The 21,251-nt window shown below is 64.1% G+C and carries 17 protein-coding genes and 1 pseudogene; 6 read left to right on the top strand and 12 right to left on the bottom strand.

Annotated features, from left to right (window positions below):
* Window positions 1-3 precede the first annotated feature (3 nt).
* Entirely contained in the window at window positions 4-552 is a 549-nt protein-coding gene (locus tag EJ078_RS28645; protein ID WP_127216236.1) for a DUF924 family protein, read from the top strand.
* A gap of 64 nt (window positions 553-616) precedes the next feature.
* On the opposite strand, the gene folK is transcribed toward EJ078_RS28645, so the two are convergent.
* Genes folK through folP form a run of 3 tightly spaced genes read right to left on the bottom strand, consistent with a single transcriptional unit; the run spans window position 617 to window position 2,326 of the window.
* Window positions 617-1,129 (bottom strand): 2-amino-4-hydroxy-6-hydroxymethyldihydropteridine diphosphokinase, encoded by a 513-nt coding sequence (gene folK / locus EJ078_RS28640; RefSeq protein ID WP_127216235.1) that lies wholly within the window; start codon window positions 1,127-1,129, stop codon window positions 617-619.
* Window positions 1,113-1,472 (bottom strand): dihydroneopterin aldolase, encoded by a 360-nt coding sequence (gene folB, locus EJ078_RS28635; protein ID WP_127216234.1) that lies wholly within the window; start codon window positions 1,470-1,472, stop codon window positions 1,113-1,115. Before folB ends, folK begins: the two co-directional genes overlap by 17 nt.
* A gap of 2 nt (window positions 1,473-1,474) precedes the next feature.
* Window positions 1,475-2,326, bottom strand: coding sequence for a dihydropteroate synthase (folP, locus tag EJ078_RS28630; RefSeq protein WP_127324935.1), 852 nt, complete (start codon window positions 2,324-2,326; stop codon window positions 1,475-1,477).
* An 84-nt stretch (window positions 2,327-2,410) separates the two neighbouring features.
* Here folP and EJ078_RS28625 point away from each other — a divergent pair, with 84 nt between their 5' ends.
* Both EJ078_RS28625 and EJ078_RS28620 read left to right on the top strand, forming a co-directional pair.
* Complete coding sequence (locus EJ078_RS28625; RefSeq protein WP_067319718.1) at window positions 2,411-3,031, top strand: DUF922 domain-containing protein; 621 nt, start codon at window positions 2,411-2,413, stop codon at window positions 3,029-3,031.
* A 220-nt stretch (window positions 3,032-3,251) separates the two neighbouring features.
* The gene (locus tag EJ078_RS28620; RefSeq protein WP_067319716.1) at window positions 3,252-4,739 is read left to right on the top strand and encodes an MDR family MFS transporter; all 1,488 of its coding nucleotides are present in this window, start codon (window positions 3,252-3,254) and stop codon (window positions 4,737-4,739) included.
* A 5-nt stretch (window positions 4,740-4,744) separates the two neighbouring features.
* Here the strand turns inward: EJ078_RS28620 and EJ078_RS28615 are convergent, their stop codons facing one another.
* The 3 genes from EJ078_RS28615 to EJ078_RS28605 all read right to left on the bottom strand — a co-directional run bounded on the left by EJ078_RS28615 (window position 4,745) and on the right by EJ078_RS28605 (window position 6,666).
* Window positions 4,745-5,776 (bottom strand): NAD(P)/FAD-dependent oxidoreductase, encoded by a 1,032-nt coding sequence (locus EJ078_RS28615; RefSeq protein ID WP_208720971.1) that lies wholly within the window; start codon window positions 5,774-5,776, stop codon window positions 4,745-4,747.
* A 93-nt stretch (window positions 5,777-5,869) separates the two neighbouring features.
* A complete protein-coding gene (locus EJ078_RS28610) occupies window positions 5,870-6,190 on the bottom strand; it encodes a 2Fe-2S iron-sulfur cluster-binding protein (RefSeq protein WP_066992377.1) in 321 nt (106 codons plus the stop codon).
* A 107-nt stretch (window positions 6,191-6,297) separates the two neighbouring features.
* Complete coding sequence (locus EJ078_RS28605; protein WP_208720970.1) at window positions 6,298-6,666, bottom strand: Hpt domain-containing protein; 369 nt, start codon at window positions 6,664-6,666, stop codon at window positions 6,298-6,300.
* 290 nt (window positions 6,667-6,956) lie between these two features.
* On the opposite strand from EJ078_RS28605, the gene EJ078_RS28600 reads away from it, so the two are divergent.
* Window positions 6,957-13,130 carry a kinesin gene (locus EJ078_RS28600; RefSeq protein WP_127847348.1) on the top strand — a complete coding sequence of 2,058 codons (6,174 nt, stop codon included), beginning with the start codon at window positions 6,957-6,959 and terminating at the stop codon, window positions 13,128-13,130.
* A gap of 106 nt (window positions 13,131-13,236) precedes the next feature.
* A complete protein-coding gene (locus EJ078_RS28595) occupies window positions 13,237-13,851 on the top strand; it encodes a 3'-5' exonuclease (RefSeq protein WP_067328411.1) in 615 nt (204 codons plus the stop codon).
* A gap of 33 nt (window positions 13,852-13,884) precedes the next feature.
* Here the strand turns inward: EJ078_RS28595 and EJ078_RS28590 are convergent.
* From EJ078_RS28590 to EJ078_RS28575, 4 genes and pseudogenes are all read right to left on the bottom strand, one after another.
* Window positions 13,885-14,474: pseudogene (locus tag EJ078_RS28590) on the bottom strand (ABC-type transport auxiliary lipoprotein family protein).
* Between the two features lie 88 nt (window positions 14,475-14,562).
* Window positions 14,563-15,936, bottom strand: a complete 1,374-nt coding sequence (locus tag EJ078_RS28585) for an MlaD family protein (protein WP_095800813.1) — start codon at window positions 15,934-15,936, stop codon at window positions 14,563-14,565.
* A gap of 14 nt (window positions 15,937-15,950) precedes the next feature.
* Window positions 15,951-16,769 carry an ABC transporter ATP-binding protein gene (locus EJ078_RS28580; RefSeq protein WP_127217087.1) on the bottom strand — a complete coding sequence of 273 codons (819 nt, stop codon included), beginning with the start codon at window positions 16,767-16,769 and terminating at the stop codon, window positions 15,951-15,953.
* 1 nt (window position 16,770) lies between these two features.
* The gene (locus EJ078_RS28575) at window positions 16,771-17,958 is read right to left on the bottom strand and encodes an ABC transporter permease (protein WP_067328401.1); all 1,188 of its coding nucleotides are present in this window, start codon (window positions 17,956-17,958) and stop codon (window positions 16,771-16,773) included.
* Between the two features lie 76 nt (window positions 17,959-18,034).
* Here EJ078_RS28575 and dgcA point away from each other — a divergent pair, with 76 nt between their 5' ends.
* Window positions 18,035-19,018: an N-acetyl-D-Glu racemase DgcA gene (gene dgcA, locus EJ078_RS28570; RefSeq protein WP_127217190.1), complete on the top strand. Its 984-nt coding sequence runs from the start codon at window positions 18,035-18,037 to the stop codon at window positions 19,016-19,018.
* On the opposite strand, the gene EJ078_RS28565 is transcribed toward dgcA, so the two are convergent.
* Both EJ078_RS28565 and EJ078_RS28560 read right to left on the bottom strand, forming a co-directional pair.
* Window positions 18,989-20,203 (bottom strand): MFS transporter, encoded by a 1,215-nt coding sequence (locus tag EJ078_RS28565; protein WP_127403628.1) that lies wholly within the window; start codon window positions 20,201-20,203, stop codon window positions 18,989-18,991. The genes dgcA and EJ078_RS28565 overlap by 30 nt on opposite strands.
* Before the next feature lie 142 nt (window positions 20,204-20,345).
* A complete protein-coding gene (locus EJ078_RS28560) occupies window positions 20,346-21,173 on the bottom strand; it encodes a UDP-2,3-diacylglucosamine diphosphatase (RefSeq protein ID WP_127217192.1) in 828 nt (275 codons plus the stop codon).
* Between the last annotated feature and the right edge of the window lie 78 nt (window positions 21,174-21,251).

The raw sequence follows: 21,251 nt of genomic DNA, 5'->3' as shown, positions 1-21,251 counted from the left end.
CGCATGGCAGAACTCGACCCTCGGGCGCTTGCCGTCACCAAATTCTGGCGCGATGCCGGCGAGGACGCCTGGTTCGAAAAGAACGACGCGTTCGACTCGGGTTTCCGCGACTGCTTCCTCGAGCTGCACCACGCCGCCGCCCGGCGCGAATGCGACGCCTGGAGCGAGCATGCCGAAGGATCGCTGGCGTTGATGATCCTGCTCGACCAGTTTCCGCGCAACTGCTTCCGCGGCACCGGACATATGTACGCGACCGATCCGCTGGCCAGGCATTTCGCCGACCTGGCGATCGCCGCCGGTCAGGATCTCGAGCTCGAAGAAGCGCTTCGTGTCTTCCTCTATCTCCCCTTCGAGCATTCGGAGTCGCTCGCGGATCAGGAACGCTCGCTCGAACTCACAGCGGCCAGGGCGCCGGATTATCTCAAATACGCCAAGGAGCACCTGGAGATCATCCAGCGCTTCGGGCGCTTCCCGCATCGAAACAAAATGCTCGGCCGCGAGACGACGCCCGAGGAAAAGACGTTTCTCGAGGGCGGCGGTTTCTCCGGCTGATAGCCGGACCAATTCCAGAAGTGTAGCGGTTTTCCGCCCAGAAAATTGCTTGAAAACAAACGGCTCAGCCGAGCCACCACTCGCGGCCGGACGGCAGCCGCTCGATCCCCGAAATATCGACGGCGCCGAGCCGCTCCGACACGCTTTTGTTGCCGACCACAAGATCGGGCGCGATCTCGGCCAGCGGCGCCAGCACGAAGGCCCGCTCCAGCATGCGCGGGTGGGGAACCTCAAGACCCGTCTCGTGGATCACCCGGTCACCGAACACCAGAATGTCGATGTCGATCAGGCGCGGCCCCCAACGTTCCTCGCGCACCCGCTTCAGGCGCCTCTCGACATCCAGGCAGAGATCGAGCAGGTCGCGTGGCGAGCGCGCGGTTTCGATGCCGGCCGAGGCATTAAGAAAATCCGGCTGGTCGAGCTTGCCCCACGGCGGCGTCCGGTACAGCGAGGAAACTGCGGTGACGCGCGTCTTGTCGTCGCCGTCCAGCATGCGCAGCGCCGCGGCCATGGATTTCGCCGGATCGCCGAGATTCCCGCCGAGGCTAAGGTAGACGGCGCTATTGGGGCCAGACAACTGTCACCTCGACATGATCGAGCACGCCCGGAACCGGGGCGTTCGGCTTGCGCACCGTAATTTCCGCTTTCCTGATCTGCGGAAAGCGCGCCGCCAGCGCCTTCGCCACTTCCAGCGCCAGCGCCTCGATCAGGAAGCGCCGGTGCCCGGTGACGATCTTCTCGATGACCGCGAAGGCGATGCCGTAATTGACGGTATCCTCGATCGAATCGTCCTCCAGCGGCCGGCTGGGCTCGACGATGAGTTCGGCGTCGACATAAAAACGCTGACCGAGCGTCTCCTCCTCGTCCAGCACGCCGTGCCGGGCAAAGAAGGCGCAGTTCTTCATGCGGATGACATACATCGTCAGCGTCCGGGAGAAAGTTTTTCTCGCGCCAGCATAGCATCGGCCATCGCCAGCGCATCCACGTTGATTGCGACATCGTGGACGCGAAAAAGATCGGCTCCCTTGAGCCGCAGAATGATGCTCGTGGCCGCCGTGCCGACAGCGCGCTCAGCGGGCTCGCGCCCGGTGACGCCGCCGATAAAACGCTTTCGCGACGTTCCCGCCATCAGCGGAAAGCCGAGCGCCTGAAGCTCGGAGAACCGCGCCATCAGATCGAGATTTTCCTCCGTCGTTTCCTTGGCAAAGCCGAAACCGGCGTCGAGCACGATCTGGTCCTCGGCAACATTGCTGGCGCGCGCGATCTCCAGCGATTTGCTGAGGAACAGAAGCTGGTCCTCGATCACGTCCGGCAGCTTCTGGCGTTCACGGCCGGTATGCATAATGATGAGGCCGGCGCCGGTCTCGGCCGCGACTCTCGCGATGCCGGGCTCGCGCTGCAGTCCCCAGACATCGTTGACGATATGCGCCCCCGCAGCGACGGCCCGCCGCGCGGTGTCCTCGCGATAGGTGTCGACCGAAATCAGCGCCTCGCCCGATGCCGCGAGCGCCTCGATGACCGGCAGCACCCGCGTCTGCTCTTCTTCGGCGCTGATCGGGGCAAAACCGGGCCGCGTCGATTCCCCGCCGATGTCGATGATGGCCGCGCCCTCTTCCGCCATGCGGCGCGCCTGGGCTATCGCCTTCTCCGGCGCGATGAACAATCCCCCGTCGGAAAAACTATCCGGCGTGACATTGAGGATGCCGACCACGACCGACTTGGGGCCGAGGTCGAGATGGCGTCCATGCGCGAGCTGCCACCGCCTTGTCGTCATTGTCCATCAACCATGCGTGATCCGCGCGAAATCAATTTCGTTGCGCCGGCAACGGCCGTAAAGCAAGGTGCGTGAAGAGGCAACATGATGAACCGTTCCCTGCTCTGCGCCCTGATGCTCACGCTGGCCGCCACGCCGGCCGCCGCGGCGAATCTGGTGAAGACCTACAGCTATTTCAGCGTCGGCGGCCGCACGCTGGACGACATCGAAAAACAGCTGACGAAAAACGGACCGGAAGTGAAGAGCACCGGCTCCCGGCATCCGGGCGCAACGCAGATGGCCTTCACCACCCGCGTCAGCTACGCGCAGACCGCGAATTCCTGCCGGATCGCTAACGCGCAGGTGACCGTGAAGGTCAAGGTGATCCTCCCGGAATGGCGGCGCCCGCGCAAGGCGGATCCGCAGGTCAGGCTGTTCTGGGATACGCTGTCGGCCGACATCAAGCGCCACGAAGAGCGCCATGTCGAGATCGCCAAGAACCACGCGCGCGAACTCGAGGACGCGCTGAAGGCGACTTATCCGCAAAGGACCTGCGAAGCCGCGAAGGCCCAGGCCGCCCAGATCTCGGCCGCCATCCTCGCCAAGCACGATCGCGCCCAGGTGCAGTTCGACCGCGTCGAAAGCGTCAATTTCGAGAGCCGAATCATCCGGCTCCTGCGCTACCGGATGCAGCGCACCCAAAGCGGGCGGTTGCCGCCGGCTTGACCATTTGACCGGTGGTGCCGGCGAAAGCCAACACCGCCGAAACAATGGTGCCAGATTCCAGAAAACTTTCGAGCATCGGTCGAAAACGGCCTATATCGACCGACATATATCGGGTTTGCCGTCCGGCGGACTTTGGAAACCGAGATACGAATGACGGGCGCAGGACGCCCCGCACCGGCTGCTTCTTGCCGACGGCGCACCGACCTTGAAAGAGTGACGCATGGACCAGACCGTCGACAATCGCACGACGATGAGGACAACGGCCTCGCCGTCGATCAGCGAGAGCGAGAAAAACGCCATCATCGGCGGCGTGCTCTTGTCGATGCTTCTGGCGGCGCTTGACCAGACCATTGTGTCGCCTGCCTTGCCGACCATCGCGCGCGCGCTCGGCCACGCCGAATACCTGCCCTGGATCGTGACCGGCTATCTGCTGACGGCCACCGCGATGGCGCCGCTCTACGGCAAGATTTCCGACGTCTACGGCCGCCGGCCGGTCATCTACGCCGCCATCCTGATCTTTCTTTTGGGATCGCTGGTCAGCGCCCTGGCCCCCAACATGCTGGTGCTGGTCATCGGCCGGGCGATCCAGGGGGCCGGCGGTGGCGGCCTTTTCGCGCTGACGCAAACCGTCATCGGCGATCTGGTGCCGCCACGCGAGCGGGCCCGCTACGCCGCATGGATCTCCGGCACCTGGGCGGTGGCCAGCGTCGCCGGCCCGCTGCTTGGCGGTGTCTTCGCAGAGCATCTCCACTGGTCGTTGATCTTCTGGATCAACCTGCCGATCGGCTTCCTGGCGATGGCCATCATCAACAATCCGCTGAAGAAGTTGCCGATCGCGGCAAAACATCACCGCATCGACGGGCTGGGCGCAGTGCTCTTGGTGATCGCCACGGCGCTGCTGCTTCTGGCGCTCAACTGGGGTGGCAGCACCTATCCGTGGTTCTCGCCGGAAATCCTTGGGCTGGTGGCCTGCTCGGCCGCGTTCTGGGCGTTGTTCGCGCTGCGGCTGCTGAGGGCCAGTGAGCCTTTGATCTCGCTCGAGGTGCTGGGCAACCGGATCGTGCTCGCCGGCACGTTGTCGATGTTCCTGCTGCAGGCGGCAAATATCGGGGCGTCGGTTTACCTGCCGGTCTATCTGCAATCGGTCGTCGGGCTCTCGGTCAGTGAATCCGGCATCGCCATGCTGGGTCTCCTGCTCGGCACCGTTGCCGGTGCCACTTTCAGCGGCCGCATGATCCCGCGCTTCGTCCACTACAAGCGCATTGCCATGGTCGGCGTCAGTTTGGCGATCGCGTGCATCGGGGTGCTGAGTGCCATTGCGACACACGCGTCGCTGCTCGAAGTCGAAATCCTGACGACCCTCATTGGCCTCGGCAGTGGCACGACCTTCCCGGTCAGCACCGTCTCGGTACAGAATGCGGTCGATCGCGCCCATCTCGGTGTCGCGACTGGCGTCCTGACCTTCCTGCGCACACTGGGCGGCGCGCTTGGCGTCGCCCTGCTCGGCGCCGTCGCGCTCGGCTACGGCCTGCCGCTCGCCGCCGAGGGCTCGCAGACGCATATCGAGCTGACATCGGCAATGCCGTTCGTGATGATCTTCCTCACCGCCGGCATCACTCTTGTTCTTGCATTGATCGCGCTGGCGCTGATGCCGGAAAAGCCGCTGCGCGGCAAGGACGAGCACGCAGCGCCCGTGCTCGCCGAATGATCACGTCAATCGTGGACGCCGAGCTTCTTTTGCAGGCTGGTCGACGAGGTCGTGTACTGGAAGACGATGCGCTCGCCCGGGCTGACGATGCGTTTTGCGGCCTGCGCCATCAGGGCGACCTCATGGAAACCTGAGAGGATCAGCTTCAGCTTGCCCGGATACCAGTTGATGTCGCCGATGGCGAAGATGCCGGGAACCGACGTCTGGAATTTCTCGGTGTCGACCGGGATGAGGTTCTCATGCAGGTTCAGCCCCCATTCGGCGATCGGCCCGAGTTTCATGGTGAGGCCGAAGAACGGCAGCATGCGCGTACATGGCACCTCGATGTCGCCATCCGGGCCACCCTTGATGGTGGCGGACGAGAGCTGGCCGTCGGCGCCTGCGAGCCCGCTCACCTGACCGACCAGGAATTCCAGCTCTTTCATCTCCTGCATGGCGTACATCTTGTTGACGCTGTCGGGCGCAGCCCGGAATTCCGGACGCCGGTGGACAAGTGTCACGCTTTCGGCGATCGGCTGCAGGTTGAGCGTCCAGTCGAGCGCCGAATCGCCGCCTCCGACGATGACGAGATCGTGGCCGCGGAAATCTTCCATGCGCCGGACCGAATAGAACACGCTCTTGCCTTCGTAGCTCTCGATGCCCGGGATGGGCGGTCGCTTGGGCTGGAATGAGCCGCCGCCGGCGGCGATCACCACCACCTTGGCTTCGAACACCTCAGCCTCGTCCGTGGTGACGCGGAAGCTGCCGTCCTCGAGCTTTTCGAGGCTTGAGACCATCCGGTTGAAAGTGAAGTCCGGCTTGAAGGGATGGATCTGTTCGAGCAGCTTGTCGACCAGACCCTGCGCAGTGATCATCGGCCAGCCGGGAATGTCGTAGATCGGCTTTTCCGGATAGAGTTCGGCGCATTGCCCGCCGGGACGGTCGAGGATGTCGATGAGATGGCACTTCATGTCGAAGAGCCCGAGTTCGAACACGGCGAATAGGCCGACCGGCCCTGCCCCGACAATGAGTACGTCCGTCTTGATCGTGTCCGTCATCAGCTCCGCCCCATTTTGGGAATGCTGGCGACAGTGCATGAGCATTGGCCCGCTGCCAAGCAGCCACGGCAAAATTGGAAATGGAGACTTGGTTCAGCCCTGCCGTTCGGGAACGCGCACGACCAGCCCGTCGAGCGCGTCGCGCACCTTGATCTGGCAGGACAGGCGCGAGTTGGGCCGGACGTCGTAGGCGAAGTCCAGCATGTCCTCCTCCATCGCTTCCGGCTCGCCGACCTCACCCGTCCAGGCCTCGTCGACATAGACATGACAGGTCGCGCAGGCGCAGGCGCCGCCGCATTCGGCCTCGATGCCGGGCACCGCGTTGCGGATCGCGTTTTCCATGACGGTCGAGCCGTTCTCGGCCTCCACGTCGAATTGAGTACCGTCATTGGCGATGTAAGTCAGCTTGGCCATTTGTCACCTGAGGAGTCGCAGCCGAGATAATCACTCCGCCGGACAAGTCAACTGCGGCGCGAAAGCGCCACCGCATGACGTTTTTTCTGGATGTGCTCCCTGGAGGACTACCGGCTGATGGCGGCGAGGAAGTCCCGCACTTCATCGATCAGCACGCCCAGCTTCCTCAGGATGCGACCATCCTCAGGCTGCTTTTCAATGGCTGCAGCGCATTCGGCGACGGCAAAGGCGCCGATGCCGCGGGCCGAGCCTTTCAGGCCGTGTGCAAGGAGCACCCGTTCCTTGGCATCGGCATCGACGATCTTGTCGCGCACCGAAAGCGCCTGCTGCACGAACAGCGCCAGCACCTCCTGTTCGAGCGCGCGATCATCCATCGTCTGCCGCGCAAGGTGGGCCATATCCACAGGTCGCGAACCTGCCGTCCCCGACACGTCCCCGCCGGGCATGGAAAACGCAATACCAATCTCGCCACGCATACGCACTGCTACTCCAAGAAAGGGCGGCCGGCGGCCCGAAAATAGGCGGATTCCCGTCGCCAACGGGTTAACGATTGCCGGGGAAAAATGTTGTCACGGAGGCAGCCAAATCACGCTCTCGTTAACCTTATATTTAAAGTTTTACGTATCTCCGGGAATGCATGTTTTCTTTACCCGTGTGTGTCATTACGATACGAACGTCCATTTTCAGCCTCCTGTCTGGGACCAGACAAGCCAGAATCAGGCCAAAATCATAAGTCCCGCGGCAGCTAGTACAGGGTAGCGAAGGCATGGCTAAGAAACCGACGACGACCAAATCTCTCGAGAGCGACGTGGCCGCGGAACTGGAAAAAGCGCTTGACCTTGACCTGAACGGCGACGAAGGCGGGCTCGACATGGCGGCGTCGATGGAAGATCTCGAGGCCCAGATTTCGGCGGCCGCGGATGAACTGGCGCGCGAAGGCCGCAGCCATAGAATCGAGCCGGCAAATGAGCCTCAGGCCGCGAAGGCGGCGCCCCAGCCGAAGCCGGCGGAACTGCGCCCGCTCGAATCGCGCGCCTCGCAACCGAACGGTTTTACGCCGGCTCCTGCCGGTTTCACGCCGGCCAATGACGATCGCCAAAAGGATTACCGGACGCTTCTGCATGGCCTCAACCGGCGCGCTTCGAGCACCGTTTACTGGGTGATCGCGTTCATTTCACTCGCCTGGATCGCGGGCGCCGGCGGCCTCGCCAACCTGCTGTTCGGGCCGAGCATCTGGCAGATCCGCACTCTCGACCAGTTCTTCGCCCGCCCCGAGCTGATCGGCCTGGCGGTCGCGGCGATCATCCCAGTCATCCTGTTCTGGGCCTTCGCCGCCATGATCCGGCGCGCGCAGGAAATGCGCATCGCCGCGCAATCCATGACCGAAGTGGCCTTTCGACTCGCCGAGCCGGAAAACCTTGCCCAAGACCGCGTCATGATGATCGGTCAGGCCGTTCGCCGCGAGGTCGCCGCCATGGGCGAAGGCATCGAGCGCACTTTGGCCCGCGCCGTCGAGCTCGAAACCCTCGTCCACAGCGAAGTCAACCAGATCGAGCGCTCCTATTCCGAGAACGAAGCGCGTATCCGCTCGCTGGTCGACGGGCTGGGCAGCGAGCGCGAAGCTGTCGTTAGCCATGCCGAGCGCGTGCGCGCTTCGATCCACGGCGCGCACGAGACGCTGCGCGACGAGATCGGTGCCGCCAGCGATATCATCCGCGATTCGATCCTCAATGCCTCGACCAAGCTGTCGATGACGATCAACAATTCGGGTGACACGCTGATCGATCGCATCAATGAGAGCTCGCTGTCGATCTTCGATTCGGTGGAAACCCGGCTCGACACGATCACCGACCGCCTGTCGACCTCGGGCGAGGCCTTCGCCAGCCTGCTCGACACCCGCATCGCCAAGCTGACCGACACCACGGACGGCCTTACCCGTTCGCTGACCGATCTTCTTGACGATCGCACCAACGGCATGGTTTCGCTGCTCGGCGCCGCCGCCCGCACACTGAACTCCGAGTTCGAAGCAAGCCTCAGCGGCATCGAGCGGACGCTGGCCGAGCGCGGCCAGGCGCTGATCAGCGAGTTCCAGACCCGCGCCGAAGCACTCGACACCGGCACCCAGAAGCTCAATGCCGCGCTCGAAGCGCGTGCCCGCCAGATCAACGAAACTCTGGTCGAACGTGCGCGCGAGATCGCCAACACCTTCGCCGAGAGCAAGGACCAGCTGTCGTCGATGATCGATCAGGGCAAGACCCAGATCGGTGCCGACATGGCCGACATCATCTCGTCGACCTCTTCCATGCTCGAAGCCCGCGCCACGGATTTCGCCGGACGCATGGAGGCGGCCCGCCATGTCGTGTCGCGCGCCTTCGACTCCGACATCCAGCGCCTCGCCGATGCTCGCGCCGGCATTGACGAAGCCATCGAAGACCACAGCCGGAAGCTCTCCGACAGCAGCAACCGTATGGCCGCCGCTATGCAGGAGGACCTCGCGAAATTCGCCGAGAGTCGCGCCGGCATCGATGAGGCCGTGGCCAGTCAGGTCCAAAAACTGGCCGAGGGCCGCAGCCTTATCTCTCGCGCGCTGGAAGAGGACCTGCGCAAGGTCAACGAGTCCCACGCGGCCATCGACGCCTCGCTCGGCGCCCATCTTGAGCAACTCCAAGAGAGTCGCAACCGCCTCTCCCAGGCGCTGAACGAAGACTCCGGCAAACTCGTGCAAGCCCGCACCATAATTGACGAAATGGTCGCTGGACATGTCGGCAAGCTGGCCGAGGGCCGCAACATTCTGGCGCGCGCGCTGGAGGCCGATCTCGGCAAACTGGCGGACAGCCGCGCCTCGATCGACGGCCTGGTCGCCGGCCAGGTCGAGAAGATCGCCGAGGGCCGCGCCGTGCTCGCCAAGGCGCTGGAGACCGACATCGCCGGGATAAGGGACCTGATCGAGACCCATTCGGCCAAGCTCGCGGAGGACAGGGGTGAACTCAGCCGCGCGCTGGAGAGCGACCTGAGCGGAATCCGAAGCCTGATCGACAGCCACGCCGGCAGGCTTGTCGAGGACCGCAGCCTGCTGTCCCAGACGCTCGAATCCGATCTCGCCAAGTTGGCCGAGAGCCGCGCCTCGATCGACGGCCTGGTCGCCGGCCAGGTCGAGAAGCTCGCCGAAGGCCGCGATATCTTGAAGCGCGCCCTGGAAGCCGACATCAACACCATCAGGGGTGCCATTGCGGGACACTCCGAGAAGGTGCAGGAGGAACGCGCTCAGCTGTCGCAGGCCCTGGAGGCCGACCTGCAGACCGTCGGCGGCGCAATCTCCGATCACCAGAACAGGCTCGTCCAGGACCGCGCCGTGCTGTCGAAGTCGCTCGAGGACGATCTGGCCAAGCTGGCCGAGAGCCGTTCCAGCATCGATGGCTTGGTGGCCGGCCAGGTCGAGAAGCTTGCCGAGGGCCGCGATATCCTCAAACGCGCGCTGGAAGCGGACCTCAACACCATCCAGAGCGCCATCGTCGATCATTCGCAGAAGATCGCCGACCATCGCGCCGAGCTGTCGCGCGTCCTGGATGCCGACATGGCCAATGCCAGCGGCCTCATGCAGACCCACGCCGACAGGCTGGTCCAGGACCGCTCGACCCTGTCCAAGGCCTTGGAGGACGATCTCGCCAAGCTGGCCGAAAGCCGGTCCTCGATCGATGGTCTGGTCGCTGGCCAGGTGGAGAAGCTGGCCGAAGGCCGCGATATCCTCAAGCGTGCGCTCGAAGCGGACCTCGCCAAGCTCGCCGAAAGCCGCGCCTCGATCGACGGCCTCGTTGCCGCCCAGGTGGACAAGCTCGCGGAAGGCCGCGATGTCCTCACGCGCGCCCTCGAGGCCGACCTCGCCAAGCTCGCCGAGAGCCGCGCCGGCATCGACGGGCTGGTCTCCGGCCAGGTGGAAAAGCTCGCCGAAGGTCGCGACATCCTCAAGCGAGCGCTTGAATCCGATCTGCAGAAGCTGGCGGAAAGCCGCTCGGAGATCGACGGCGTCATCGCCGGTCACATCGGCAAGCTGTCCGAAGGCCGCGACATGCTGGCCCGCGCGCTGGAAGATGACCTCGTCAAGCTCGCCGAAGCGCGCAAGGACGTCGACCGTTCGGTGTCCGGCCATATCGACCAGATCGCGGCCAAGAGCAGCGACATCTCGGCGGCGATCGCTGCCGATGTCGAGAAGATCGAGCAGGCCTTCAGCCGCCAGACCGGCGTCATCGAAGAACGCGCCGGCACCATGGAGCGTGCGCTTTCGGCCGGCGTCGACAATGTCCGCGGCGTCCTCGAAAAGACCGCAGTCTTCGTTGCCGGCGCGCTGCGCGACAAGGTGATGGAAATCACCAGCACGCTGCACGAGCAGGCGGGCGCTGCCTTCAGCGACGCCGATCGCAAGATCGCCGAACGCGCCGAACAGACTTCGGCTGCGCTGCTCGCCAGGGCCGAAGAGATTGCCAACGCCCTCGAGCAGGCCGACCGCCGCCTGCACGAGCGCGCGCAGGACACCTCGAGTATGCTGATGGCCCGCGCCGATGACGCGTCCAACGCGCTCATGGCCCGTGCCGAGGAAACCGCCGACAAGCTCGCCGCCCGCGCCGGCGAGATCGCCGGCACCTTCGACGCCGCCGACCAGAAACTGGTCGCCCGCGCGGTCGAAACGGCGCAGTCGCTAGCAGCCCGCGCCGGCGACATCCTGCGCAACTTCGAGGGCGCGGACGAGCGCCTCAGCATGCGCATCACCGAATCGGCCGAAGCGCTGGCCGCCCGCGCTTCGGATCTCGGCCGCATCTTCGACGCCGCCGACCAGCATCTGATCTCGCGCATTGCCGAAGGTTCGGAGGCGCTGTCGTCGCGGGCGTCTGAAATTGCCCACATCTTCGACGACGCCGACAACCGTTTGGTGTCGCGCATCGCCAGCAGCACCTCGACCATCGGCGAACATGCCGACACCATTGTCGGCGCATTCGCCGCCACCGAGCAGCGCGTCGCCGACCGTGCCCGCCAGACCGGCCAGGAACTCGCCGTCCACGCCCGTGAGATCGAGCAGGCGCTCGCCGGTGCCGACGAACGCCTGGCCTCGAGCGCCGCTGCGGCCGCGGCCCGTGTCGAGGAGCAGGTTGCGAGCGTCGAGAACCGGCTCGCCTATGGCGCCGAAACGATGGGTCAGAAGCTCAACGAGCAGGTCTCCAGCGCCGAGGCGCAGCTCATCTCGCGCGCCAACGTCATTGCGGAAACCTTCACCGCGGTCGGCCAGCATATCGGCCAGAGCACCAACGAGGCGGCAAAGACCATCGGCGCCAACACCCGCGAGCTCAACACCATGCTTGCGGCGCGCTCCGCCGAAATGTCGAAGATTCTCGACGAGACGGCGCGTCCGCTGGTCGAGCGCTTCGCCCAGGGCGGCTCCGAGCTGCAAAAGAGGATGGAAGAGGTCACCGAACAGGCGACCGAGAAGCTGCGCAGCGAAAACGCGGCCCTCGTCAATGCGCTCGCCAACCGTACCGCGGAGACGCTCTCGGCGGTCGAGGGCGCCCGCTCGACGCTGGCCGACAGCGTTGCCGACCTTATCGGCCGCATGACCACCTCCAGCGCGCAGCTCAGTCAGCTGATCGACCAGGCGGCCGTCAATCTCGGCCAGGTCGAGGAGCGCCTGAGCGGCAGCACGCAGAGCTTCGCGGCGACCACCGAGAAGGCGGCCCAGACCTTTGCCAGCTCGGCGCGCCTCGTTGATTCCAACACGACGCGGCTCACCGATCTGTCGTCGGCGACGTTGCGCGAGGTCGCCTCGATCGCGACCAAGTTCGACGAGCACAGCCGCCTGCTGTCGAGCGCCTCGGACCTGCTGAGCTCCGCGCAGAGCAATCTCGAGCACACACTGGAGCGGCAGTCGTCGCTGGAAGACCTCGCCGTCGGTCTGGTCAAGAAGTCGGAAGACCTCGAGAAAGTCATGCGCTCCTTCGAGACTCTTGTGGGCCAGACGATGCAGAATGCCGAGGGCCGGACGATGGAATCGGCGGAGAAGATTCGCACCGCCATCGCCGAGGTCGTCGATTCGGCGACGCGCCGCTTCGCCGACGCGACCGAGGAGATGCGGCGCACTGCGGGCTCCATCAAGAGCGAGCTGGACCTCACCCGCGCCGAGCTCAAGAAAGGCGTCATCGAGATGCCGGAGGAGGCCAAGGAATCGACCTCGGCCATCCGCCGCGCCGTCGCCGAGCAGATTAACGCGCTCAAGGAACTGTCGGATATCGTTGCGAAATCCGGCCGCAGCGGCAGCAGCGAGACCGGTGAGCCGCGCGCCCTGCGCCCCGCGCCGCAGTCACCCGCCCGCCCCGCCGAGCAGCCGCTGCGCCGCCCGCCGGCGCCGCAGGCACCGCTCGGCGAGACGACGCTGCGCGGCACCCTCGATCTCGAGCGCCCGGCGGAAGCGCCGCGCCGCGATCCGAACGGCCGCACGCAGCAGGGCGGCTGGGTGCGCGATCTCCTGACCAACGCCTCGCGCGAGGAAGAGCTGAAGCCGCCGACGCCCGCGGAAGCACCGCGCGCGACCCCTGCCCAGCGTTCGCCGCTGCATGTCATGGAATCGCTCAATTCGCTGTCCGTCGACATCGCCCGCGCCATCGACCATGACGCCTCGATCGAGCTGTGGAACCGCTACCGCCGCGGCGAGCGCGACGTGTTCACGCGCCGGCTCTACACGCTGAAGGGCCAGCAGACCTTCGACGAGATCCGCCGCAAGTATCAGGCCGAGGCCGAGTTCCGCGCCGCCGTCGACCGCTACTGCGACGATTTCGAGAAGCTGCTCAAGGATGTGTCGCGCAACGACCGCGACAACATCATGGCGCAAACCTATCTCACGTCGGACACCGGCAAGGTCTACACGATGCTGGCCCACGCCAGCGGCCGCCTGCACTGAGCGGGGCACATATCAGACACTGAAGCGGGGCTATTGCTCCGCTTCTTCATTTTAGAATCCACTTCCAGTTTGACGCAGGTCCCATCTTCGAATTGGCGGGAAGGCCTTGAAGACAGCGATAATCTTCGACTGCGAATTTCTTTGCCTCCAAGGCTCGCAACGCAGATTTTGGTGCGCGGCTCATGATCCCGATCCGGTCATAGCCCAGGTCGGCGCAGTAAAGCTCGGACTTGAGGGGGAGTTTCCCCTATTAGGCACGCACCGCGCCTATGTGCAACCGATTGACCGATTCGGCCGGGGATACGCGCTTGATCCGTTTTTCACCCAGCTCACCGGCATCACTGAAGAAACCCTGGAGACCGAGGGAGTCGGATTGGCAGAAGCTCTTGCCGACATCGACCGGTTCTCCGACGGTGCGCGCTTTTGGTCCTGGGGCAAGGACGAGCTGAACATGGTCGCGATCAGTTGTTATGTCGCCGGCATTCCCGTTTCCATACCAGCCAACCGGTTCGACAATGCAGTCAAGCTGCTGCTAGCGGCGGGGATGCCGATCGAAGATTTGGCGAGGACACCCAGCAACAAGCTGGCGGACTATTATGGCGTCGACCACGCTCCGTTGCGGGCACACGACGCGCTCGACGATGCGCTATCGCTGACCTACACCCTGCAACATCTGTTGAAATCCGAAAAATTGCAGGCAGACGTCTTCGAGTGTTTGTAGCCTGGGTGGCACCGCACCGGCACGCGCATTCGTTCAGATCACCGAATCGGTCCAGCGGACGATGTCCTTCGCCGCTTGGCCGAACGCGTTGTCCAGGGCACCGACATAAGCGGCATTTCCGCCGCCCGAGACCGGTGCGCTGGCCGTGAAGTCCTTCGAGGCGCGCACCTCGCCATTGCGATCGTTGAGGATGCGCACGAACAGCTCGACATCGGCATGTTCGCCGCCATTGACCCGGACTTCGAAGGACCGCACCTCGACGATGATCTGGTAGTCGATCGCCAAACCCTCGCCCGGCTTGCCGACACCGGCAAAGCTGCCGGAGCGCTGAAAAGTCTCGGCGAGCCTTGCCTGCACGATCAGCGGCAGGCGGTCCGCCCATTGCGCGCCCTTGAGGAACTGGATCGACTGGTCGGACGGCCTGATCACGATGTTCTGGCTGTCCAGCGCCTTCAACGCCGAGGGTTGGGCGATCAGGATCTGGCGGCGGCTGTGGGCCCGCATGTCGAGCGAAGGCGCGGAAAGCTCGAACGTGTCGAGCGGCGCCGGCCTGCCCCCAGTACCGCGCAGCCTGCAAGCGTGAACACGAGCGCCGCGGCAGCAACGGACTTCAACCCTCTCACTGACTTCACGCGCGATCCCCACTGTCCCCGGATCTGACGATCAACTTACAGCTGCAATCCATGTTCTTGGCGTTCGCAGCAGCGGAAGTCAACGCCGTGCCCTGCCGTCAAACTGACGGACCTCCCCCTCGCCGCCCGTCAGTATGCGCTGCGGGTTGCGGCTGAGATCTGTCACCGCTTCCTCGATTCGGCTGATCGAGCGCCGGCTGGCCTGGACCAGCGCCTCGACATCCTGCAGCCCCTGGCCGGAGAAGCGCGACAGATTGTCGACGATGGTGCCCAGCCGAGAGTTCAGCGTATCGGCAACCTGCTTGAAGGACTTCAGCGTCGCCCGAGCATCGGCCATTACGCCATTGGCTTCACCGGACCCGAGAAGCTTGTCGACCTTCTCGAGAATTCCGTCGACGCGCACGGAGGCGTCGTTGAGGCGTTGCGCAAGCTGGCGGGCATTCTTGATCGTATCGTTGATGTCGTCGGAGCGGTTGGCGATCTTGTCGGTGACCTTGGCGATGTCGGCGGCCGCCTTGTTGGCGCTGTCGCTTGCCTTCTGGATGTTGGCGAGCGCCGTACGGACATCCGCCGGATCTATCCCATCGAGAACGCCGTTGACCTTGGCGAGCGTCCCTTGCGTCTGCTTGGCGAAGTCGTTGACCGACCCCACCGCGGCATCGACGTTCTTCAGCACGCCGTCCAACTGCCCGCTGGTTTCCTTGAGGTTCGCGGTGACCGTGTCGACATTGGCGACGATGCTCTTGATCCGGTCCTTGTCGACCGAATTGAGCAGGCCCTCGGCCGCCTTCAGCGTGCTGTCGAGTCGGCCCGACACATTTTGCAATTGCTCCGAAAGCGAGCTCACGGCGGACAGGAATTTATCGATGCCGTCCGAATTCTTGGCCAGCGCGTTGGAGAAGGTCTCGACGTTCTTGACTGTCTGCGTCAGCGGTCCGCGAACATCCTTGGTGAAGCCTTCCAGCTCGGAAAGCACCTTGTCGGCACGGGTGAAGATGTTCTGCGCCGTCTGCAGCAGGTTCGTCACGGCCGACGGATTGGCGACGATCTCCGGAACCCTGCCTTCTTTCTCGGCCTGGTCGAGCAGCTTCACTTCCTTGGGATCGGCGCCTTTCAGCTCGATATTGGCCTGGCCGGTGAGGCCGGCGAGCCCGATATCGGCCTGCGTCGACTTGGTGATCGGCGTCATGCGGTCGATCTCGGTGTCGGCGATGGCGACGGTCGGGTTGTCGACATCGATATAGACCCGTTTGACGTCGCCCACCTTGACGCCGTTGAACAGCACGAAGCTGCCGCGGCCAAGGCCCGAAGCCGAGCCCGGGATGCGCACGCGCAACAGCGTCGTCTCGCCACGCTCGCCGATCGCGGCCGTCCAGTAGACGAAGGCGAAGGCCGCGAGGATCGCGGCCAGCGTGAAAATGCCGACAATGACGTAGTTGGCTCTGGTTTCCATTACCTCACTTATGGCTATGCGCGAGCCGCAAGATCAAGTTGCCGGGCGCGTTTTCCGCGGAAATAGGATTTTACCCACGGCTCCTCGCTTTTCAGCATGTCGTCGATCGTGCCTTCGACCAGCACCCTCTTCTTACCGAGCACCGCCACGTGGTCGCAGGCGGTGAACAGCGTGTCGAGGTCGTGCGTGACCATGTAGACAGTCAAATCCATCGTATCGCGCAGCTTGACGACCAATTCGTCGAATTCGGCCGCGCTGATCGGATCGAGGCCCGAGGTCGGCTCGTCGAGGAAGACGATGTCCGGATCGAGCGCCAGCGCGCGAGCCAACGCCGCGCGCTTGATCATGCCGCCCGACAGCTCGGAAGGGAATTTCTGCGCTGCGTCCGGCGGCAGCCCGACCAGCTCGACCTTGAGCATGGCGAGCTCGTCCATCAGCTTCTTCGGCAGGTCGAGATACTCGCGCATCGGCACCTGCACGTTTTCCAGCACTGTCAGCGCCGAAAACAGCGCGCCGTGCTGGAACAGGACGCCGAGCCGCATGTCGATGCGCAGGCGCTCGATCTCGCTTGCCTTGTCGACGTCGACGCCGAACAGCCTGATGGTTCCCGATTGCTTCGGCATAAGCCCGAGGATGGTGCGCAGCAACACCGACTTGCCGGCGCCCGAGGCGCCGACGAAGCCCAGGATCTCGCCGCGCTCGATATCGAGCGAAAGCTTATCGAGGATCAGCTTGTCTTCGATGGCAACGGTGACGTCACGGACCGAAAGCACGATCTCGCTCTGGTCCGCGTTCTGCGCCGTCTTGACCCCGTTGCCGCTTGCAACCGCCATCTCAAAACCCGATCGATGCGTAAAACATGGCGAAAAGCCCGTCGAGGATGATGACGACGAAGATCGACTTCACCACCGACGCGGTCACGTGCTGGCCGAGCGATTCGGCGCTGCCGCCGACCTTCATGCCCTCGACCGAAGCGATGGTGCCGATGATCATGGCCATGAACGGCGCCTTGATCAGCCCGGCAAAAATGGTGCTGAGGTCGATGGCGACCCGCAGCCGATCGATGAATGCCGCCGGTGGAATGTCGGAATAGAGCCAGGCGGCGATGATGCCGCCGCCGAGCGCGGCGAAATTCGCGATGATCGTCAAGCACGGCAGCGCAATCACCAAGGCGACGAGCCGCGGAAACACCAGCACGCCGATCGGGTTCAACCCGATCACCTTCAGCGCGTCGACCTCCTCGCGCATCTTCATCGAGCCGATCTCGGCGGTGATGGCGCTGCCCGAGCGGCCGGCCAGCATGATCGCGGTCATCAGCACGCCAAGTTCGCGCAGGATCAGCACGCCGACGAGGTCGACGACGAAAATGTCGGCACCGAAATAGCTGAGCTGATAAGCGCCTTGCTGGGCGACGATGGCGCCGACGATGGCCGACATCAGCACCACCACGGGAATGGCGCCGACGCCCATGCGGTCGATCTGGTTGAAGATTGCTGCCGGATTGACGGCATGGCCGCGGCCGAGCTTCATCTGCGCGCCGCGGATGGTGGCGCCGAGGATGTTCATCGAGGCCAGAAAATCGTCGCGCATCTCGTAGACGCGGCGGCCGACCAGCTCCAGCGCGCGCAGGATGATGTTGGGCGGTCCGGCCGGCCCCGATTCGGGTTCGCGACGCACCGCGTCGCCCACCGCGCCGAGCAGGATTGAGGCGATCTCGCTCTGCCCCTGCACATGGACTTCGACGCCTTTCTTCTCGAAAGCGCTCGCCAGCCGATCGATCAGCCAGGCGCCGGCCGTGTCCATCTTCTCGATCTGGGAAAGGTCGAGCATCAGCTTCTTGGCGCTGTTGCGGTTTTCGATCTTGCGCATCTCCGCATCGACCGATGCCACGGTCCGCGTCGTCCAGACACCCGAGAAAGCGCAGCCGATTACGTCGCCTTCCTCGCCGACGATAATGCGCGGCTGGTGATTGGCATCACCGGCGGGCGTGCGGCTTGCGTCGCGTTTGCGGATGGTCAACATGGCGTCCTGTTTAACGTGACGGGACTGGCGTGTCGATTTGCCGGGAGACCGGGTCGCACAGCCGGAGAAGAAAAATATGGCGCGTGTCATTTCGGTCGAGGCGGAGCGATTCCCCATCGCGGGCACCTTCACCATATCGCGCGGATCGAAAACCGAGGCCGAAGTCATCACCGTGACGATCGCCGACAACGGACATGTCGGGCGCGGCGAATGCGTGCCCTACAGGCGCTACGGCGAGACGATGGAAGGCGTGCGCGCCGCAATCGAGGCGATGCGCGGCCAGATCATCGACGGCATCGGCCGCACCGCCTTGCTCGCGGCCATGCCGGCCGGAGCGGCCCGCAATGCCATCGACTGCGCCTTGTGGGATCTCGAAGCCAAGCTGGGCGCCAGGCCGGTGGCGGACGCGATCGGGGTCGTTTCGCCTAAGGCGCTCGAAACCGCCTACACGCTGTCGCTCGCCGAACCTGAGGCGATGGCGGCGCAGGCCCGCGCCGCTGCCTCGCGGCCGCTGCTCAAGGTCAAGATCGGCGGCGACAACGACGCGGCAAGGATTCGCGCCGTGACGCAAGCCGCCCCGCAAAGCCGCATCATACTCGATGCCAACGAGGGCTGGACCGATAACAACATCGTCGAGAATCTCGCATTCGCAGCCGAGCACGGCATAGTGCTGATCGAGCAGCCGCTGCCGGCCGGCCGTGATGGCATCTTGCGCGAAATCGCGCATCCCGTGCCGATCTGCGCCGACGAAAGCGTGCACGAGGCGAAGAACCTCGAAGCGCTGGTCGGCCTTTATGACGTCGTCAACATCAAGCTCGACAAAACTGGTGGAATGACCGAAGCGCTGATCCTTCGCGACCGTGCCCGCGAGTTGGGTTTCGGCATCATGGTCGGCTGCATGGTCGGCACGTCGCTCGCCATGGCGCCGGCAGTGCTCTTGGCTCAAGGCGCCGATTTCGTCGACCTCGACGGGCCGCTGCTCTTGGCGCACGACCGCGAACCGGGTCTCGTCTACCAGGGCTCGCTGGTCTCACCGCCTCAGCCGGCGCTGTGGGGCTGACCGCGCGGCAAGCCCGATCAGCGCGAGGCCGATGATCGCGATCGGGATCATCGCCAGGAACCCGTCGACGCCAAGATGATCGTAGAGCGGGCCGGAGACCAGCGTGACCGCGGCCATGAAGAAGCCGTTGAAGAAATAGGCGATGCCTTGCGCGGCGCCCGTGCGCTCTTCGGAAACCGTTTCGCCGATCATCTTCTGCAGGCCGATCAGCACCATCGCCACCGAAACCGCATGCAGCGTCTGGACGCCGAAGAAGCCGACGACGCCGAGGCCCAGCGGCCAGACCAGCGGAAAGGCGACCCATCGCAGGATCGAGCCGATGCCGGCGATCACCATCACCCTGACGACGGAAACGGAGGCGAAAATGCGGTTGAAGAACAAGAACATGCAGACCTCGGCAACCACGCCCCAGGCCCACAGCAGGCCGACGACGGAATCGCTGATGCCGATCGACTTCCAGTAGATCGACACGAAGCCGTAAAGAAAGGCGTGGCTGGCGGTGATGATGCCGACACCCAGCGTGAAATAGAGGAAATAGGCGTTGAAGAGGCTTGGCGCCGAATGCTGAATGTCGGTCGCCGATAATGGCGACGCCTTGCGAGGCTTGCCCATCCGCGGCGCCCACAAACCCGCGACAAGCGCTGCGGCAAGGGCCACAAAGATGATCGCCGGAACTGCTTGCGGGCCGGTGGCCGCCAGGATGAAGCCGCCGACTATATTGGCGCAGAAATAGGAGATCGAACCCCATTTGCGCATGGCGGTGTAGTTGGAGCCGAAGCGGCGGACGCCCGACAGAGCCAGCGAATCGGCCATCGGCGAATGCGGCGTCCAAGGGATCGAAAGCAACAGCGAGATGGCCAGCATGCCCGCATAGGTGGCCGGCAGGAAATAGCCGGCCGAAATGATCATCGTCGCCGCGACCAGCGCGATATAGACATTGGCGCGGTCCTTCGCCCGGTCGGCAAACGCGGTGAGCATCGGCGTCGTCACGACGCGCAGGAACATCGGCGCGGCCAGGATGACTGCGATCTGTTCGGCGTGGAAGCCTTTCGCCTCCAGCCAGAGCGGAAAATAGGGCAGATGCGTCCCCTGCGACACGAACAATGTCGCGAAGATCAGGCTCATGCGCAGTTCGAAATGGGCTGGCTTGACGAGTTGCTCAGGCGAAAGCGGCGGCAGCGGCATGAATCGATCCAATTACGCTGCATTCCACGACCCGCAACGCGTTTCGATCCCTATCACGCGGCAAGGCGCGGCGGAACCGCCTGGACCAGTCGATCTGGCCAAAGCTGTTGAAAGACAAGGAACCTCGGAGCCGGAAAGGCGCTCAGGCAGCCTTGACCGCCCTGCCCTTGAGATCTATGAGATCGAGCACCGGCGCGTCCTTGCCGGCCGCAACTTCGGGCAGCACATGCGCCCAGGTCAGGATCTCCATGCGGCCGTCGAAATGCTCGACCACCGCGGTGCAGCTTTCCACCCAGTCCCCGGTGTTGATGTATTGCACGTCGCCATAGCTTTCGATCGCGGCGTGATGGATGTGGCCGCAGATCACGCCGTCGACATGCGAGCGCCGCGCTTCCTCGGAGAGCACCGTCTGGAACGATCCGATGAAGTTCACCGCCTTCTTCACCTTGACCTTCGCCCAGGAAGAGAACGACCAGTAAGGCAGGCCGAGCAGGTGGCGCAGTCTCGTCACGAGGCGATTGACCAGCATTGCCGTGTCATAGGCGTAGTCGCCGAGGTAAGCGAGCCAGCGCCGATTGTGCACCACAGTGTCGAACTGGTCGCCATGGATGACGAGAAGCCGCCTGCCGTCGGCGGTCTCATGAATGGCGCGGTCGGCAACGACGATGCCGCCGAAATGCACGCCCTGGAACTGGCGGGCGAATTCGTCGTGGTTGCCGGCGATGTAGGTGATCGAGGCGCCCTTGCGCGCCTTGCGCAGCAACTTCTGCACCACGTCGTTATGGCTCTGCGGCCAATGCCAGCTGCGCCGCAGGCGCCAGCCGTCAACGATGTCGCCGACCAGGTAGATGGTATCGGCGTCATGGTGGCGCAGGAAATCGATCAGGAAATCGGCCTTGGCCGCCTTCGAGCCGAGATGCACGTCGGAAATGAACATGGTGCGAAAAGTGCGGGGCTCTGGACCGGACATCGCGATTTCCACCTTTCTTTGGCGTGCTATGCCTCGATTCATGCAACAACCGTATGACGGTTGCGGTTGGTCCAGCCT

The sequence above is a fragment of the Mesorhizobium sp. M1A.F.Ca.IN.022.06.1.1 genome (assembly GCF_003952605.1).
Classification (GTDB): domain Bacteria; phylum Pseudomonadota; class Alphaproteobacteria; order Rhizobiales; family Rhizobiaceae; genus Mesorhizobium.
The sequence above is the reverse complement of the archived record's forward strand: the minus strand, read 5'-3'. Positions and strand labels throughout refer to the sequence as shown.

Bases quoted from the DNA above. Each gene is read 5' to 3' on its own strand.
- EJ078_RS28645 (WP_127216236.1), top strand. From the start codon at position 4: ATGGCAGAACTCGACCCTCGGGCGCTTGCCGTCACCAAATTCTGGCGC.
- folB (WP_127216234.1), bottom strand. From the start codon at position 1,472: ATGTATGTCATCCGCATGAAGAACTGCGCCTTCTTTGCCCGGCACGGC.
- folP (WP_127324935.1), bottom strand. From the start codon at position 2,326: ATGACGACAAGGCGGTGGCAGCTCGCGCATGGACGCCATCTCGACCTC.
- EJ078_RS28625 (WP_067319718.1), top strand. From the start codon at position 2,411: ATGATGAACCGTTCCCTGCTCTGCGCCCTGATGCTCACGCTGGCCGCC.
- EJ078_RS28620 (WP_067319716.1), top strand. From the start codon at position 3,252: ATGGACCAGACCGTCGACAATCGCACGACGATGAGGACAACGGCCTCG.
- EJ078_RS28615 (WP_208720971.1), bottom strand. From the start codon at position 5,776: ATGACGGACACGATCAAGACGGACGTACTCATTGTCGGGGCAGGGCCG.
- EJ078_RS28610 (WP_066992377.1), bottom strand. From the start codon at position 6,190: ATGGCCAAGCTGACTTACATCGCCAATGACGGTACTCAATTCGACGTG.
- EJ078_RS28605 (WP_208720970.1), bottom strand. From the start codon at position 6,666: ATGCGTGGCGAGATTGGTATTGCGTTTTCCATGCCCGGCGGGGACGTG.
- EJ078_RS28600 (WP_127847348.1), top strand. From the start codon at position 6,957: ATGGCTAAGAAACCGACGACGACCAAATCTCTCGAGAGCGACGTGGCC.
- EJ078_RS28585 (WP_095800813.1), bottom strand. From the start codon at position 15,936: ATGGAAACCAGAGCCAACTACGTCATTGTCGGCATTTTCACGCTGGCC.
- EJ078_RS28580 (WP_127217087.1), bottom strand. From the start codon at position 16,769: ATGGCGGTTGCAAGCGGCAACGGGGTCAAGACGGCGCAGAACGCGGAC.
- EJ078_RS28575 (WP_067328401.1), bottom strand. From the start codon at position 17,958: ATGTTGACCATCCGCAAACGCGACGCAAGCCGCACGCCCGCCGGTGAT.
- dgcA (WP_127217190.1), top strand. From the start codon at position 18,035: ATGGCGCGTGTCATTTCGGTCGAGGCGGAGCGATTCCCCATCGCGGGC.
- EJ078_RS28565 (WP_127403628.1), bottom strand. From the start codon at position 20,203: ATGCCGCTGCCGCCGCTTTCGCCTGAGCAACTCGTCAAGCCAGCCCAT.
- EJ078_RS28560 (WP_127217192.1), bottom strand. From the start codon at position 21,173: ATGTCCGGTCCAGAGCCCCGCACTTTTCGCACCATGTTCATTTCCGAC.